At 47.4% G+C, this 16185-nt stretch carries 15 protein-coding genes; 13 read left to right on the top strand and 2 right to left on the bottom strand.

Going from position 1 to position 16185, the window contains the following annotated elements; genetic code table 11:
- Nucleotides 1-6: 6 nt before the first annotated feature.
- The 8 genes from dnaJ (at nucleotide 7) to dapB (ending at nucleotide 5774) form a co-directional block, all read left to right on the top strand.
- Nucleotides 7-1155 (top strand): molecular chaperone DnaJ, encoded by a 1149-nt coding sequence (dnaJ, locus tag ABUE20_RS16265; RefSeq protein ID WP_408621001.1) that lies wholly within the window; start codon nucleotides 7-9, stop codon nucleotides 1153-1155.
- Nucleotides 1156-1354: 199 nt separating this feature from the next.
- Nucleotides 1355-1504 carry a hypothetical protein gene (locus ABUE20_RS16260; RefSeq protein ID WP_408621000.1) on the top strand — a complete coding sequence of 50 codons (150 nt, stop codon included), beginning with the start codon at nucleotides 1355-1357 and terminating at the stop codon, nucleotides 1502-1504.
- Between the two features lie 63 nt (nucleotides 1505-1567).
- Complete coding sequence (locus tag ABUE20_RS16255; protein ID WP_408620999.1) at nucleotides 1568-1744, top strand: hypothetical protein; 177 nt, start codon at nucleotides 1568-1570, stop codon at nucleotides 1742-1744.
- A 9-nt stretch (nucleotides 1745-1753) separates the two neighbouring features.
- Nucleotides 1754-1945: a hypothetical protein gene (locus ABUE20_RS16250; RefSeq protein ID WP_408620998.1), complete on the top strand. Its 192-nt coding sequence runs from the start codon at nucleotides 1754-1756 to the stop codon at nucleotides 1943-1945.
- Nucleotides 1946-2223: 278 nt separating this feature from the next.
- Complete coding sequence (bamJ, locus tag ABUE20_RS16245; RefSeq protein ID WP_408620997.1) at nucleotides 2224-2841, top strand: BamJ family beta-barrel-assembly machinery protein; 618 nt, start codon at nucleotides 2224-2226, stop codon at nucleotides 2839-2841.
- A 196-nt stretch (nucleotides 2842-3037) separates the two neighbouring features.
- Nucleotides 3038-3919 (top strand): ABC transporter ATP-binding protein, encoded by an 882-nt coding sequence (locus tag ABUE20_RS16240; RefSeq protein WP_408620996.1) that lies wholly within the window; start codon nucleotides 3038-3040, stop codon nucleotides 3917-3919.
- 1 nt (nucleotide 3920) lies between these two features.
- Nucleotides 3921-4934 carry an ABC transporter permease gene (locus ABUE20_RS16235; protein WP_408620995.1) on the top strand — a complete coding sequence of 338 codons (1014 nt, stop codon included), beginning with the start codon at nucleotides 3921-3923 and terminating at the stop codon, nucleotides 4932-4934.
- A 24-nt stretch (nucleotides 4935-4958) separates the two neighbouring features.
- Complete coding sequence (dapB, locus tag ABUE20_RS16230; RefSeq protein ID WP_408620994.1) at nucleotides 4959-5774, top strand: 4-hydroxy-tetrahydrodipicolinate reductase; 816 nt, start codon at nucleotides 4959-4961, stop codon at nucleotides 5772-5774.
- A gap of 86 nt (nucleotides 5775-5860) precedes the next feature.
- On the opposite strand, the gene ABUE20_RS16225 is transcribed toward dapB, so the two are convergent.
- Nucleotides 5861-7129 (bottom strand): dicarboxylate/amino acid:cation symporter, encoded by a 1269-nt coding sequence (locus tag ABUE20_RS16225; RefSeq protein ID WP_408620993.1) that lies wholly within the window; start codon nucleotides 7127-7129, stop codon nucleotides 5861-5863.
- 474 nt (nucleotides 7130-7603) lie between these two features.
- Here ABUE20_RS16225 and carA point away from each other — a divergent pair, with 474 nt between their 5' ends.
- The 3 genes from carA (at nucleotide 7604) to greA (ending at nucleotide 12595) form a co-directional block, all read left to right on the top strand.
- Nucleotides 7604-8746, top strand: coding sequence for a glutamine-hydrolyzing carbamoyl-phosphate synthase small subunit (gene carA / locus ABUE20_RS16220; RefSeq protein WP_408620992.1), 1143 nt, complete (start codon nucleotides 7604-7606; stop codon nucleotides 8744-8746).
- Nucleotides 8747-8763: 17 nt separating this feature from the next.
- Nucleotides 8764-11991 carry a carbamoyl-phosphate synthase large subunit gene (gene carB / locus ABUE20_RS16215; protein ID WP_408620991.1) on the top strand — a complete coding sequence of 1076 codons (3228 nt, stop codon included), beginning with the start codon at nucleotides 8764-8766 and terminating at the stop codon, nucleotides 11989-11991.
- Nucleotides 11992-12115: 124 nt separating this feature from the next.
- Nucleotides 12116-12595 (top strand): transcription elongation factor GreA, encoded by a 480-nt coding sequence (greA, locus tag ABUE20_RS16210; protein ID WP_408620990.1) that lies wholly within the window; start codon nucleotides 12116-12118, stop codon nucleotides 12593-12595.
- Nucleotides 12596-12850: 255 nt separating this feature from the next.
- Here the strand turns inward: greA and yhbY are convergent, their stop codons facing one another.
- Nucleotides 12851-13147: a ribosome assembly RNA-binding protein YhbY gene (gene yhbY / locus ABUE20_RS16205; RefSeq protein ID WP_408620989.1), complete on the bottom strand. Its 297-nt coding sequence runs from the start codon at nucleotides 13145-13147 to the stop codon at nucleotides 12851-12853.
- A gap of 171 nt (nucleotides 13148-13318) precedes the next feature.
- Between yhbY and rlmE the strand changes: the two genes are divergently transcribed.
- Together rlmE and ftsH are read left to right on the top strand one after the other, a co-directional pair.
- On the top strand, nucleotides 13319-13948 hold the full coding sequence (gene rlmE / locus ABUE20_RS16200; protein WP_408620988.1) for a 23S rRNA (uridine(2552)-2'-O)-methyltransferase RlmE: 630 nt from the start codon (nucleotides 13319-13321) through the stop codon (nucleotides 13946-13948).
- Nucleotides 13949-14168: 220 nt separating this feature from the next.
- Nucleotides 14169-16124: an ATP-dependent zinc metalloprotease FtsH gene (gene ftsH / locus ABUE20_RS16195; protein WP_408620987.1), complete on the top strand. Its 1956-nt coding sequence runs from the start codon at nucleotides 14169-14171 to the stop codon at nucleotides 16122-16124.
- Nucleotides 16125-16185 lie beyond the last annotated feature (61 nt).

Here is a 16185-nt window from a genome sequence, read left to right as displayed (position 1 = left end):
ATCACTATGTCGAAACGAGATTATTACGAAGTACTCGGTGTAAGCCGCGATGCCGGTGACCGGGACATCAAAAAAGCCTATAAACGGATGGCGATGAAGTATCACCCTGACCGAACCAAAGGTGATAAAGCGCTGGAAGATAAATTTAAAGAAGTGAAAGAAGCTTATGAAGTTTTGAGCGATTCACAAAAACGTGCCGCTTATGATCAATATGGCCATGCGGGTGTTGATCCTAATCGGGGCGCAAGTCAGGGCGGCTTTGGTGGCGGTGCTGATTTTGGTGATATTTTCGGCGATGTATTCGGTGACATCTTCGGTGGTGGCCGTCGCGGTGGTAGCCGGGCTCCTCAACGTGGTTCTGATCTGCGTTACAATATGGAACTGACGCTTGAAGAAGCGGTTCGCGGTGTTTCTAAAGAGATCCATGTTCCAACGCTGGTGCATTGTGAACAGTGTAACGGCAGTGGTGCTAAACCCGGATCGCAGCCGAAAACTTGTCCGACCTGTCATGGTCAGGGGCAAGTCCAGATGCGGCAGGGATTTTTTGCCGTGCAGCAGGTTTGTCCGACCTGTCATGGTCGTGGTCAGATCATCAGCGATCCATGTAACAAATGTCATGGTGAAGGCCGTTATGAACGCAGCAAAAAATTGTCGGTTAAAATTCCAGCTGGGGTTGATACCGGGGATCGGATTCGCCTGACCGGTGAAGGTGAAGCCGGGGAACATGGTGCTCCTGCGGGTGATTTGTATGTTCAGGTCCATGTGAAAGAACATCCTATTTTCACCCGTGATGAAAATAACCTGTATTGCGAAGTGCCGATTAGTTTTACTCAGGCGGCATTGGGCGGTGAAATTGAAGTTCCGACCATTGATGGCCGAGTCAAATTGAAAGTGCCTACAGAAACGCAGACCGGACGGATGCTCCGTATTCGCGGAAAAGGTGTGCAATCGGTTCGCTCCAGCAGCATTGGTGATTTGATTTGTAAAGTGGTTGTGGAAACACCGGTTAGTTTGAATGAACAGCAAAAAGATCTATTGCGCCAGCTTGAAGAATCTTTAGGCGGTTCCGGTGGTAAATCGAGTAAGAAGCATAAGCCTCGCTCGGAAGGCTTCCTTGACGGTGTAAAGAAGTTCTTTGATGATTTGACCCGTTAATTTAGTCTTGTCTCAGTTTATAGAAACGCGCCTCTAACGGCGCGTTTTTTATGGGCGACGCAATAAAATTCATCAACCTATGTCATCCAAATGCCCCGGCTACGAGCCAAACCTCATTTGATCTGTGTAGCCCGGATGGAGCTTGCGGAATCCGGGACGTGGCGGGTGGATCATTGGTGGGAATTGACGAAGGGCATCGATGTGTGATGCCCCCGGCATCCGCTACGCTATTGCCGGGCTACGACCCAAGCCTTATTTGATCTGTGTAGCCCGGATGAAGCTTGCGCAATCCGGGGTGTGGTCAGCGGATCATCGGTTGAAATTGGCGAAGGCCATTGATGTGCGGTGACCCCGGCATCCGCTCCGCTATTGCCGGGCTACGGGGTAAATATTATCGGCGGATGTCATCCTGATGCTCCCGGCATCCGCTACGCTATTGCCGGGCTACGGGATAAATTTTATCGATGGATGTCGTCCGAATGCCCCCGGCATCCGCTACGCTGTTGCCGGGCTACGCGGTAAATTTTATTGGCCTATGTCGTCCGAATGTCCCCGGTATCCGCTGCGCTGTTGCCGGGCTACGGGATAAATATTATCGATGGATGTCATCCGAATGTCCCCGGTATCCACTACGCTGTTGCCGGGCTATGGGGTAAATATTATCGGCGGATGTCATCCTGATGCTCCCGGCATCCGCTATGCTGTTGCCGGGCTACGGGGTAAATTTTATCGGCGGATGTCGTCCGAATGCCCCCGGCATCCGCTACGCTGTTGCCGGGCTACGGGATAAATTTTATCGATGGATGTCGTCCGAATGTCCCCGGTATCCACTACGCTGTTGCCGGGCTACGGGGTAAATATTATCGGCGGATGTCATCCTGATGCCCCGGCTACGAGTCAAATCTCATGTGATCTGTGTAGCCCGGATGGAGCTTGCGGAATCCGGGGAATGTTATCGAATTGAATAAAATTTAATCACAAAGGTTCAATGTTCCTAGGAAGAGAAGCAATTGTTGTCAAACTTTGTTAGGCTTAAAGCTTTATTCAGAACGACAAAAGGAAATCTTCATGAGCGAGCAATACAACAGTGTTGAAGCCCAGGCAAGTTATGGTTATGGCCGGCAGATTGGTGATCAGATCAAACAAGCTGCTTTTGATGGTTTGGACATTGAAGCAATGCTCAGTGGTATCCGCGATGTGATGACAGGTCAAGCAACAGCCGTTGATGAATCTCTTATCGCAGCGGCATTTCAGCAGATTACAGCTAGAATGGAAGCCAAACAGGCTGAACAGCATAAAGGAAACAAAGATGCTGGTGAGCAGTTTTTGAAAACCAATGCTGAACGTCCTGAAGTTAATGTGACTGAGACCGGCCTTCAGTATGAAGTTATCGCTGCCGGTGATGGTGCAACGCCAGGGGCGACGGATAAAGTGCGAGTCCATTATCATGGGACATTGGTTGATGGTACGGTATTTGATAGTTCCGTACAGCGGGGCCAACCGATTGAATTTCCAGTCAATGGAGTGATCAAAGGTTGGACTGAAGCATTGCAGAATATGAAAGTAGGGGACAAGTGGAAACTTTATATTCCACAGGAACTAGCGTATGGCGCTCAGGGTGCCGGGGCTGCGATTGCACCTTACTCTGCTTTGATTTTTGAAGTTGAATTATTAGGCGTGATGTAACTATCATCCGCCGTGTTGATTATGTAAGCGGGCTTCGGCTCGCTTTTTTGATCGAGCTTGGTGGACGACTCCCGTCATGACGGCTCCCGGATGTGGTCTATATGTATTCTCTCGTGGCAATCCTCTCAACAATCGCTCCTAATATTTGCAACATCTGGTATCCTGATCGTCTTCAAAAGGAAAGCAAGGCAGGAGTATGACTGATATTTTAGAAGTGCGTCAGTTAACCAAGTTTTATCAGGATAAAGTCGCCGTTGATCACATCGATTTTAGCCTGAAAAAAGGTCAGTGTTTTGGCTTGTTAGGTCCAAATGGGGCGGGAAAAACGACCACCATTGAGATTCTGGAAGGTGTTTTGGAAGCCGATAGTGGTGACATTTTGTTTCAGGGACAACCTCGCGGAAAGTCTTATCGACAAGCCATCGGGATCCAGTTTCAAAATACGGCATTACAGGATCACCTGAATGTCCGGGAAGTCCTGCAACTTTTTTCACGACTATATGTGAAGCCACAGTCCATTGATTTCCTGCTAGAATCGTGCGCCCTGACGGAATTTGTGGATCGTAATACCAAGCAGCTTTCTGGAGGCCAGCGGCAACGGCTGCTGCTAGCCATTGCTTTGATCAATAACCCGGATATTTTATTTTTGGATGAGCCGACAACGGGCTTAGATCCACAGGCGCGAATGAATTTTTGGTCGCTGGTGGAATCGATTAAAGCGTCTGGTAAAACAGTGTTACTGACGACGCATTATATGGATGAAGCACACTATCTATGTGATGAGATTGGGATCCTCGACCGGGGGCAGTTGATTGCGTTAGATACCCCTAAATCATTATTGGATCAGTATATTCCCGGAACGTATTTAAGTGTCAGTGAGCTCTATCAGCCGCTTTTGGAAAAGCTCAATATTCAATCTGAGACTCGTTATGGCTGGTGTCGCTGGAAAAGTGAAACGGTTGATCAGCAGGTTGAACAACTGAAAGCCGTGGGGTTATCTCAGGCTGAGATCCAAGTTCAGCGCCCTAATCTGGATGATCTTTTTTTAACCCTGACCGGTCATAGTTTAAGGAGTTAGCATGTTCCAGCGTATTTGGGCTATTTTTCATGCTCGTAATCTGGAGTCGATTCGGGATCGGAGTTCTTTGACGTGGAACCTAGTTTTTCCAATTGCATTATTAGTAGGTTTTTCACTATTTTTTTCCGGACGGGGTAATGTCCAGTATCATATCGGTATCATTGATAGCCCAGCGGCGGCTGCAACTGAACCGGGCTGGAAGGCGCTGTGGGAAACACCCTACTTAAGTTTCAGTCATTATCCAGATCTGGCACAAGCCCAGTCGCATTTGGTCCGGCATCAGTTGGATCTGGTGGTGGCTCCGGCGCAGCAGAAATACTGGATGAATCCTAAATCGCCTTCTAGTTTTATGGCTGAAAAAATGCTCAAAGCCGTGGTACCGCTGCAACTTCACAAAGCGCAGCTATCGGCAGCGCCTATCCCGTATGTCGATTGGTTTTTGCCGGGAGTTTTAGGCATGAATGTGATGTTTTCCGGTCTTTGGGGCGTGGGTTATGCCATTGTCCGGTATCGCAAAAACGGAGTGCTGAAACGGCTGAGTGCCACGCCGGTTCGGCCAATTGAATTTCTGATTGCACAGGTACTGTCCCGACTGCTGTTGATTATGGGGATCACGTGTGTGTTATTTGTTGTGTGTAGTCTGATACTGCACTTGACCATGCGTGGCAACGTTGTGTTACTGTTTGGTATCTTTGTTCTAGGGGCCGCGTCGATGATCAGTTTGGGGCTGCTCATCGCTTGCCGTAGTCAGAGTGAAGAATTAACCTCCGGACTGGTGAATTTAATCTCATGGCCCATGATGTTTTTGTCACAGGTGTGGTTTTCGTTAGAAGGTGCACCACACTGGCTGAAGTGGTTAGCCGATCTGCTGCCTTTAACACAGGTAATCCGGGCTGCACGACAAGAGATGTTGTATGGCGGGATGCAATTAAGTGATTGGCTGGGACTCTTATATGTGCTGGTCTTTACCATCGTTTGTTTAGGAATTGGGGCGTGGCGGTTTCGTTGGCGCTAACCATTCTGATGAAAGGAGAAAAATATGGCGCAAGTGCGCATTGCGATTGTGGGCTGTAATGGCCGAATGGGTAAAGTGTTACAGGAAGCTGTGCTGGAACATGAAAATACCACGCTTGGTGGCGCAATCGAACGCCCGGGATCAGATCTGATTGGTTTAGATGCCGGAGAATTAGCCGGGATTGGTAAACAGGGGATTGCCATTGTCGATAATTTGGATGCGGTGACCGATGATATCGATGTCCTGATTGATTTCACTCGTCCGGAAGTTTCGATGGCGAATCTGGAATGGGCTAAAGCCAATCACAAAAAAATGGTGATTGGAACAACCGGATTTAGTGATGAGCAGAAACAGCAGATCGCTGAAGCCTGCCAAAGTATCAGCATTGTGATGGCTCCCAATATGAGTATTGGGGTGAATTTGATGCTGCAATTACTGAAAATGGCGGCGAAAGTGATGGGTGATTATACCGATATTGAGATTATCGAAGGTCATCATCGCCATAAAGTGGATGCGCCATCGGGCACAGCCTTGGCCATGGGCGAAGTGATTGCGGACACATTGGGCCGGGATCTGAAAGAAGTCGCGGTCTACGGTCGTGAAGGACATACGGGCGAACGAGATCGTAAAACAATTGGTTTTTCTACGATTCGAGCCGGTGACTTGGTGGGCGAACATACCGCGATGTTTGCTGATATTGGAGAACGGGTTGAAATTACTCATAAAGCCTCCAGTCGAATGACTTTCGCTAAAGGTGCTGTTCGTGCCAGCGTTTGGTTGAATGATAAAGATACGGGCCTGTATTCCATGGAAGATGTGCTAGGGTTTGCCGATCTGTAAGCGGGATAGAAACTTCAAACTGGTTGTGAATATTGCAACCGGAGCTAAAAAGGCGCCAGTTTATGGCGCCTTTTTGATTCGTGCGATTAATCTTCAATTGATGACAGTGAGGCAGCGCGATTTTCCCGGCTGGTTGCTGTTTCGGTTGCCAATGCATCGACAATCAGAGCGACGGCGGTATCCCCAGTGATGTTCAACGCGGTCCGGATCATGTCAAAAATACGATCCAGTGCAAATAACAACGGGAGACCTTCGATTGGGATCCCGGCGGACAGTAATACGGCGACGACCAGAAATGTTGGTCCCGGGACACCGGCCTGACCGACGGCACCGATAGTCGATGTGGCAATAATGGCAATATAGGCCCCGGTGGATAGTTCGATGTGGAACAACTGCGCAAAGAACATGGCGACTAAACCGTAGTAGATGGCGCCACCAGTCATATTAATGGTGGCTCCCAAAGGCAGTACAAATGAAGTGGTGCCTTTAGAAACACCTAGTTCGTTTTCAGCCGTATCCATGTTGACGGGCAGCGTTGCCATGGATGAGGCGGTGGATAGCGCCACGATTTGTGGTTTTTTCATGGCTTTGATAAAGGTGAGAGCTGAGGTCTTACTAAGACACTGCACCATTAGTGGGTAAACAATGAAGGCGAAAATCGCGATCCCTAACACGAAGACCAAGAACAGTTTGATGACGACGCTCAGCGCGCTGAAACCAAAGGTGCCGATGGATTCAGACATTAAGCCGAACACCCCAATAGGGGCAACTAACATCACTTTGTTGATCATCCAGACTAACACATCAACAACGGCTTCGATCCCTTTGACCAGTGGTTCACGGCGTGATTTTTCTAACCGAGACAGGCCAATGCCGAAAAACAAACAAAAGACCAAGATCTGGATGATGTTGGCGTTGTTCATGGATGAAATAATGTTGGTTGGGATCATCCCAGTGACGGTATCCCAGAATCCGGCGATATTACCTTTATCGGCATAACGGTTAGAGAACACATGTTCAACTGTATGAATATCGATCCCGACGCCTGGTTTTAACCAAGCTCCCAGCACCAGCGCTAGCGCTACGGCCAATGCCGATGTGACGGCAAAATAAACAATCGTTGAAATTCCGATTTTCCCGGTGTTGTGGCTATTTCCCAGATTGGCAGCTCCGGAAATAATCGCAAAGACAACTAAGGGAATGACCAGCATTTTGATCAGATTAATAAAAATGGTTCCCAAGGGCTCAAACATGGCCGCCTGTTCGCCCATTACTGCACCGACAATGGCTCCAACGATCATTGCAATAATGACCTGCACTCCTATATTTTTTAGGTAGTGGATCCGTAAACTCACGAGCTTCTCCTTAAAACAATCAACTGATTGTGGTGTTGTATTTATAATTTTTCGCTGGGAATTTATCACAAAGTCACTATAAACCAAATTGATGTAGGTCGGATTTGAATAAATATTCTTATGATTTGACGCTTCACTCAGCAAGGGATGAATTGCGGGGGTGACTGAAAAAATCGGTGTGAGTTGGATATTTTAAATCTGACTACATAGTCAGATTTTAAGGGAAAATGATGATTTTATAGTTATTTTTATTGAATAACTATGCACATGATGCATAATAGAGCATCATTTTCCGCAATGGTATTCAATGTGAGTTGTTGTTGCCTTTATCGGATAAAAGCGACGCCATAAAAAGTTTAATAATGGCTGGTATTCTCAAATTTTAATCTGTATGATCCGCGCAATTTGCCAAAATTTTATGGTTTAAGCGAAGTGCTTAAACGGATTGTGTCGACGCTCTACTAGGAGGTTGCCTTGAGCAAGTCAGCATTGCTGGTGTTAGAAGACGGGACCATTTTCCACGGAACCGCAATCGGCGCCGATGGTTATGCCATCGGGGAAGTTGTTTTTAATACGTCGATGACCGGATATCAGGAAATACTCACCGACCCTTCATATACCCGCCAGATCATTACTCTTACTTACCCCCATATCGGAAATTACGGAACGACCCCAGAAGACGAAGAATCCTCCCAGATATTTGCTAGTGGCCTTGTCATTCGCGATCTTCCTCTTGTTGCCAGCAATTTCCGCAGCACTCAGTCTCTGGGCGATTATCTAAAAGAAAAAAATGTGGTAGCGATTGCTGACATCGATACCCGGAAACTTACGCGTATTCTACGGGAAAAAGGTGCTCAACGAGGCTGTATTCTGACTGAAGGAGCGCTCACGGTTGAAGAAGCGCTGCAACAGGCTCAGGCTTTTGGGGGTCTGAAAGGATTGGATTTAGCCAAAGAAGTTTCTACGAAGTCGAGCTATACCTGGCAACAGGGCAGCTGGGTTTTAGGTGAAGGTTTTCAAGAGCCAGAACAGTTTAAATACCATGTTGTGGCGTATGACTTTGGGATTAAACGGAATATTTTGCGCTTATTAGTGGATCGCGGTTGTCGGTTGACGGTGGTACCCGCACAAACCCCGGCGGACGAAGTTCTGGCGTTAAATCCGGATGGTATTTTTCTCTCGAACGGACCCGGAGATCCGGAACCTTGTGATTACGCAATTGCGGCAATTAAAGTCTTTTTGGAAAAAGAAATCCCAACCTTCGGGATCTGTTTGGGCCATCAATTGCTGGGGCTCGCTTCCGGAGCGAAGACCGTCAAAATGAAATTTGGTCATCATGGTGGGAATCACCCAGTCAAAGATTTGAAAGCCAGTCGGGTGATGATTACCGCTCAGAACCACGGTTTTGCCGTTGATGAAAAAGATCTTCCGGCGAATCTGGAAATCACGCATGTTTCATTGTTTGATGGCACGCTGCAAGGCATTCACCGGATCGATAAGCCGGCCTTTGGTTTTCAGGGACATCCTGAAGCCAGCCCGGGTCCCCATGATGCGGCTCCGTTGTTTGACCATTTCATTGAGTTGATTGAGCAATCTAAAAGTGCCCATTCGGCTTAACTAAGGATTTTTTTACCATGCCAAAACGCAGCGATTTAAAAACGATTTTGATTTTAGGGGCCGGGCCGATTGTGATTGGTCAGGCCTGCGAATTTGACTATTCGGGAGCGCAAGCTTGTAAAGCTTTGCGTGAAGAAGGATTCCGGGTGGTGCTGGTGAACTCAAATCCAGCGACGATTATGACCGATCCCGCTATGGCGGATGCGACCTATATTGAACCGATTCATTGGGAAGTGGTCGAAAAAATTATAGCCAAAGAACGCCCGGATGCCGTATTGCCAACCATGGGTGGGCAAACCGCGCTGAACTGTGCGCTGGAGCTGGAACGTAATGGTGTTCTGGAAAAATATCAGGTTGAGATGATCGGTGCGACCGCCGATGCCATCGATAAGGCTGAAGATCGCCATCGTTTTGATGAAGCGATGCGCAAAATTGGTCTGGCTTGCCCACGTTCCGGAATGGCTCACAATATGGATGAAGCCTATGGTGTGCTGGATAAAGTGGGTTTCCCATGTATTATTCGGCCTTCATTTACAATGGGCGGTAGCGGTGGTGGCATCGCGTATAATAAAGATGAATTTGAAGAGATTTGCAACCGCGGTTTGGATCTCTCACCGACTAATGAGCTACTGATCGATGAAAGCTTAATTGGTTGGAAAGAATATGAAATGGAAGTCATCCGCGATAAAGCGGATAACTGCATTATTGTTTGTTCGATTGAAAACTTCGACCCGATGGGCGTTCATACCGGGGACTCCATCACCGTTGCTCCGGCGCAGACGCTGACTGATAAAGAATATCAGATCATGCGAAATGCCTCACTGGCGGTGCTGCGTGAAATCGGCGTTGAAACCGGTGGTTCTAATGTTCAGTTCGGCATTAATCCAGATGACGGTCGGATGGTGATCATTGAAATGAACCCTCGGGTATCACGTTCATCAGCGCTGGCTTCTAAGGCAACCGGCTTCCCGATTGCCAAAGTCGCTGCTAAATTGGCGGTCGGTTATACCCTCGATGAGTTGCATAACGACATTACCGGCGGTCGGACCCCGGCTTCGTTCGAACCTTCGATCGATTATGTTGTGACTAAAATGCCACGCTTTAACTTCGAAAAATTCGATGGTGCTAATGACCGTTTGACTACACAGATGAAGTCGGTTGGTGAAGTGATGGCGATTGGCCGCAATCAGCAGGAATCATTGCATAAAGCATTGCGAGGGCTGGAAGTGGGGGCCAATGGTTTGGAGCCTAAAGTCGACCTGAATGACCCACAAGCAATGGCTGAAATTCGTCACCAATTGATCGATGTCGGTGCTGAACGCATTTGGTATATCGGGGATGCCTTCCGAGCCGGAATGAGTGTGGACGATATTTTTAATCTGACTAAAATTGACCGTTGGTTCCTGGTTCAGATTGAAGATCTGATCAACGAAGAACAGGAAGTGTCCAAAGCTGGTTTTGCTGGTCTGGATGAAGTGCTGTTACGCCGCTTAAAACGCAAAGGTTTTTGTGATGCCCGGTTAGCCGCTTTAACCGGTGTTGGTGAAGGCGAAATCCGTAAATTACGTCAGCGGATGAATATTCTGCCAGTGTATAAACGAGTTGATACCTGTGCGGCTGAATTTGCCACCGATACCGCTTATATGTATTCCACTTATGATGAAGAGTGCGAGGCGAATCCGACTGATAACAAAAAAATCATGGTATTGGGCGGCGGCCCGAACCGGATTGGTCAAGGGATTGAATTCGACTACTGCTGCGTGCAAGCCGCTCTGGCCATGCGTGAAGATGGTTATGAAACCATCATGGTCAACTGTAACCCTGAAACAGTTTCAACCGATTACGATACCTCGGATCGTCTCTATTTCGAACCGGTCACTTTAGAAGATGTACTGGAAATCGTGCGAGTTGAACAGCCCGTTGGGGTGATTGTTCAGTATGGTGGCCAGACGCCTCTGAAATTAGCTCGTGCTTTAGAAGCCGCCGGGGTACCGATTATCGGGACTTCACCGGATGCGATTGACCGCGCAGAAGATCGGGAACGCTTCCAGCTGGCCGTGGAACGCTTAGGTTTAAAACAGCCGCAAAATGCCACCGTGACCGCCATGTCTGAGGCGGTTGCCAAAGCCCAGAACATCGGTTATCCGCTGGTGGTTCGACCTTCTTATGTATTGGGTGGTCGGGCGATGGAAATCGTTTATGATGAAATTGACTTGCGTCGTTATTTCAACGAAGCCGTGAGTGTTTCTAACGAATCACCGGTGCTGTTGGACCACTTCCTGGATGATGCGATTGAAGTCGATGTGGATGCGATTTGCGATGGTAAAGATGTCGTCATCGGTGGGATTATGGAACATATCGAGCAAGCTGGGGTTCACTCCGGTGATTCGGCTTGTTCTCTGCCTCCATATACATTGAGTGCGTCGATTCAGGATGATATGCGCTCTCAGGTTCGGGCCTTGGCTCTGGAGCTGGGGGTTGTTGGCTTGATGAACGTACAGTTTGCGGTTAAAGGGCATGATATCTATCTGATTGAAGTGAACCCGCGTGCAGCACGGACCGTTCCGTTTGTCTCGAAAGCGACCGGAGTGCAGTTAGCGCGTATTGCGGCTCGAGTCATGGCTGGACAAAGTCTGCAAGAACAGGGTTTTACTACGGAAGTCATCCCGCCATATTTCTCCGTGAAAGAAGTGGTGTTGCCATTTAACAAATTCCCGGGTGTGGATCCTATCTTAGGTCCGGAAATGCGTTCAACTGGGGAAGTGATGGGGGTTGGTGAAACCTTTGCCGAAGCATATGCCAAAGCTGAACTGGGGATCGGAAATGACAACCGCGAAATAGGGCGGGTGTTATTGTCGGTGCGTAACTCGGATAAACATCGGGTGGTAGAACTGGCTCGTAAGCTGTTGACTCTGGGATATGAACTGGATGCCACTCATGGTACCGCGGTTGCTTTAGGTGAAGCCGGTATTTATCCTCGACTGGTGAATAAAGTTCACGAAGGTCGTCCACATATTCATGACCGAATTAAAAACGGCGAATATACTTATGTGGTGAATACAACTGAAGGACGTCAGGCCATTCAGGATTCGAAACAGCTTCGTCGTGCGGCGCTACAAGAAAAAGTCAATTATTCAACCACCTTAAACGGTGCATTTGCAACTTGTATGGCGCATACCGCGGATAACCGGGCTCATGTCAGCTCTATTCAGGAGTTACATCAACGGATCCAAGGGAAAGCGTGATAGTGGTCTAAAGTTGGGGGCTTCACCCAACTCTCAAATCACGTTACACTAAGCTATCAATAAAATTGATCTGGGAGATGGCAACATCTCCCGGATTTTTTGTTTTTACCAGAAAGGGCAAAACATGAATCAAATTCCAATGACTGTGCAAGGGGCACAGAAACTCCGAGAAGAACTCGATTATTTAAAATCGGTTCGTCGTCCGGAAATTACCGCGGCGATTGCTGAAGCACGTGAACACGGTGACTTAAAAGAAAATGCAGAATATCACGCTGCTCGTGAACAACAGGGATTCTGCGAAGGCCGAATTCAAGAGATTGAAAGTAAACTCTCGAATGTTCAGGTGATTGATGTCACAAAAATCCCCAATAATGGGAAAGTGATTTTTGGCTCAACGGTTTCGCTATTGAATGTCGATAATGAACAAGAAGTGTCTTATCGGATCGTCGGCGATGATGAAGCGAATATCAAAGAAAACCGGATTTCGGTGAATTCACCGATTGCACGGGCATTGATTGGCAAAATGATCGATGACGTCGTTGAAGTGAAGACTCCAGGTGGTGTGGTTGAGTACGAAATTACGCAAGTTGAATATATTGCATGATAAAAGCGGCCTTGGGCCGCTTTTATATTATGTTTCGCCCTTTTTAGCGCCTGAATCAGGCGCTTTTTTTATCAGTAAGTCACACGATCTCGGTTGATTCATCGGCCGGATGAATGCGATAGAACCTGCGGCCTATCATGTCCGACGGGGTCAATGAATGTCGTAAGACAGAGTAAGGTATGTAATGGCAGCGCTACTCAACGTGGATACTGTGGCATCTGAGGCTGAGTAGGCTCAAAGGCGTGAAGTTATTCCTCACGCTTTGGGTAAGGTAATGGCTGGTTCTTCGTTAGGGCGGTAGAGCACGATAATGTTACCGATTTTCTGAACCAGTTCGGATTGTGTGTTCAGTACGATTGTTTCAGCGATTTGCTGTTTGAGCTCTCGATCATCGGTTGGAATTCTGACTTTAATCAGCTCATGATGATCCAGTGCATTATCGATTTCGGCCAGAACGCCTTCAGTCAGACCATTACTGCCTAAAAGGACTACGGGTTTCAGAGGATGTGCTAAACCTTTGAGGTATTGCTTCTGTTTATTAGATAATTGCATCTTTTTACGTATAAGGGTTGAAAAGTTGGCATTTTAACGCCATCTATAGATTCATCCAACCGGAAACTCTGGCAAAGTATGAGAGATCCCGGAGTGAGGCATTGCGCTTGGAGCAAATATAACCTATTAGTCGCTACTGATTAATATTTACTCACCTTTAGTATAGCGGATATGGCAAAGAAAAAACATTCAGCAAGTTCGACACGTTGGCTTCAGGAACATCAGAGTGATCACTATGTTCAGCAAGCCAAAAAACAGGGGTTACGCTCCCGAGCTGTCTTTAAAATTGAAGAGATCCAACAGCGTGATAAATTAATTAGTCCGGGAATGACCGTGGTCGATTTAGGTGCAGCGCCCGGAGGTTGGTCACAGTATGCGGTGTCTCAGTTAGGGGATAATGGTCGGGTGATTGCCTGTGATTTATTACCGATGGATCCGATTGCCGGTGTTGATTTTTTACAGGGCGATTTCCGGGAAGAAGCGGTATTAAATGCGATTCTGTCACGCGTCGGTGAACAGAAAGTGGATTTAATCATGTCGGATATGGCCCCTAACATGAGTGGTAATTTAGGGGTGGATCAATCCCGAGCCATGTATCTGGTGGAATTGGCATTGGATATGTGCCGTGATGTTTTGGCCACCAAGGGTAGTTTTGTGGTTAAGGTATTTCAGGGCGAAGGGTTTGATGAGTATGTTAAAAATGTGCGAGAACTTTTTAGCAGTGTCAAAGTGCGCAAACCTGATTCATCCCGGGCCCGCTCACGAGAAGTTTATATTGTGGCGAGTGGATTTAAACTATAGTAGGCTACATTATAATAATGTCTCATAGTTCATTTAAAGGTCTGTCCACATTTTAGTTTTGAATGACATACATAGATGTACGATTGCTCAAACTGGTGATGAATTGTACGAATGTCGGTTATCCAGCGTTGCAACGGTGGCTAGCAAATTCAAACTATAGTAGGCTACATTACTAATAGATGTAGTTTTAATTTTTTACTCACCTACAGAGGTCTTAGTCTTGAGTGACATGGCGAAAAATCTGATTTTGTGGCTGGTCATTGCCGTTGTGCTAATGTCGGTCTTCCAAAGTTTCAGCCCCGATACCTCCAACGCGCAGCAGGAGGACTACTCTGCTTTTGTGAAGGATGTATCTCAGGACCAAATCCGCCAGGTACGGATAAATGGTCAGAAGATTCAGGGCGTGAAACGTACCGGTGAGCATTTCACAACGATCATGCCAATGGCTGATCGGGATATTTTGAACGACTTGCTCAACCACAACGTAACTGTAATTGGTGAAGCTCCGAAAGAGCCGAGCCTGTTAACGTCTATTTTCATCTCCTGGTTCCCGATGATCCTGCTCATCGGTGTATGGATTTTCTTTATGCGCCAGATGCAGGGCGGTGGCGGTAAAGGTGCGATGTCGTTCGGTAAGAGTAAAGCGCGCCTGATGAGTGAAGATCAGATTAAAACCACGTTTGCCGATGTTGCTGGTTGTGATGAAGCCAAAGAAGAGGTCGCCGAACTGGTTGATTATTTGCGTGATCCCACTCGATTCCAGAAACTGGGTGGGCGTATTCCGACCGGTGTCTTGATGGTGGGGCCTCCTGGGACTGGTAAAACACTGCTGGCTAAAGCCATTGCCGGTGAAGCGAAAGTGCCATTCTTTACCATTTCTGGCTCTGATTTCGTTGAAATGTTCGTCGGTGTGGGGGCTTCCCGTGTTCGTGATATGTTTGAACAAGCTAAAAAATCAGCACCGTGTATCATTTTTATTGATGAAATTGATGCCGTCGGTCGTCAGCGTGGTGCCGGTTTAGGCGGTGGCCATGATGAACGTGAACAGACATTGAACCAGATGTTGGTGGAAATGGACGGCTTTGAAGGTAATGAAGGGATTATCGTCATTGCCGCAACCAACCGTCCGGATGTTTTGGACCCTGCCTTGCTGCGTCCGGGACGTTTTGACCGTCAGGTTGTGGTCGGTTTGCCGGATGTTCGTGGTCGTGAGCAGATCTTAAAAGTGCACATGCGTAAAGTACCTCTGGGCGATGGTGTCGATCCAAGCGTTATTGCGCGTGGAACGCCAGGCTTCTCCGGTGCGGATTTGGCGAACCTGGTTAACGAAGCAGCATTGTTTGCGGCTCGTGGTAATAAACGTGTCGTGGCGATGGAAGAGTTTGAAAAAGCCAAAGATAAGATCATGATGGGCGCAGAGCGTAAATCAATGGTCATGACTGAAGATGAAAAAGAGATGACGGCTTTCCACGAAGCGGGTCATGCGATTATCGGTCGTTTGGTTCCGGATCATGATCCGGTTTATAAAGTCAGTATTATCCCTCGGGGCCGAGCTCTGGGTGTGACTATGTATTTGCCGGAACAGGATCGCGTCAGTCATAGTAAACGTCATCTTGAAAGTATGATCTCAAGCCTTTACGGTGGCCGGTTAGCCGAGCAGATTATTTATGGAACCGATAAGGTTTCAACCGGGGCGAGTAATGATATTGAACGGGCCACTGAAATCGCTCGTAAAATGGTGACGCAATGGGGGCTGTCCGAAAAAATGGGTCCATTGTTGTATGCTGATGAAGAAGGTGAAGTTTTCTTAGGGCGTAGTGCTGCGAAAACGAAACATATGTCGGATGAAACTGCACGAGCGATTGACGAAGAAATTCGTTTAGTGATTGATCGTAATTACAATCGTTCGAAACAGCTGTTGGAAGAAAATCTGGATATTTTACATTCGATGAAAGATGCATTGATGAAATATGAAACCATTGATGCGAAACAGATTGATGATTTGATGGAACGTAAAGAACCACGTCCACCGGCAGATTGGGATGATCATAGCAGTAGTCATGGTGACCAGCAGCCACCGGCCGCTAAAGCTGATGATACAACATCAGATACTCGGTTAGATGATGAAAAACCAACTGCGCCATCGGATAAACCCGATGAGCATCCTGCCCAGTAGTATGAATAGAAATTAAAATCGTAAAGCCCTGTGGGATCCGCAGGGCTTTTTTGTATAAGAA

This window comes from Celerinatantimonas marina, from assembly GCF_046054165.1.
Taxonomy (GTDB): Bacteria; Pseudomonadota; Gammaproteobacteria; order Enterobacterales; family Celerinatantimonadaceae; genus Celerinatantimonas.
Note: the sequence above shows the minus strand (reverse complement) of the source record. Positions and strands in the feature narration are given on the sequence as shown.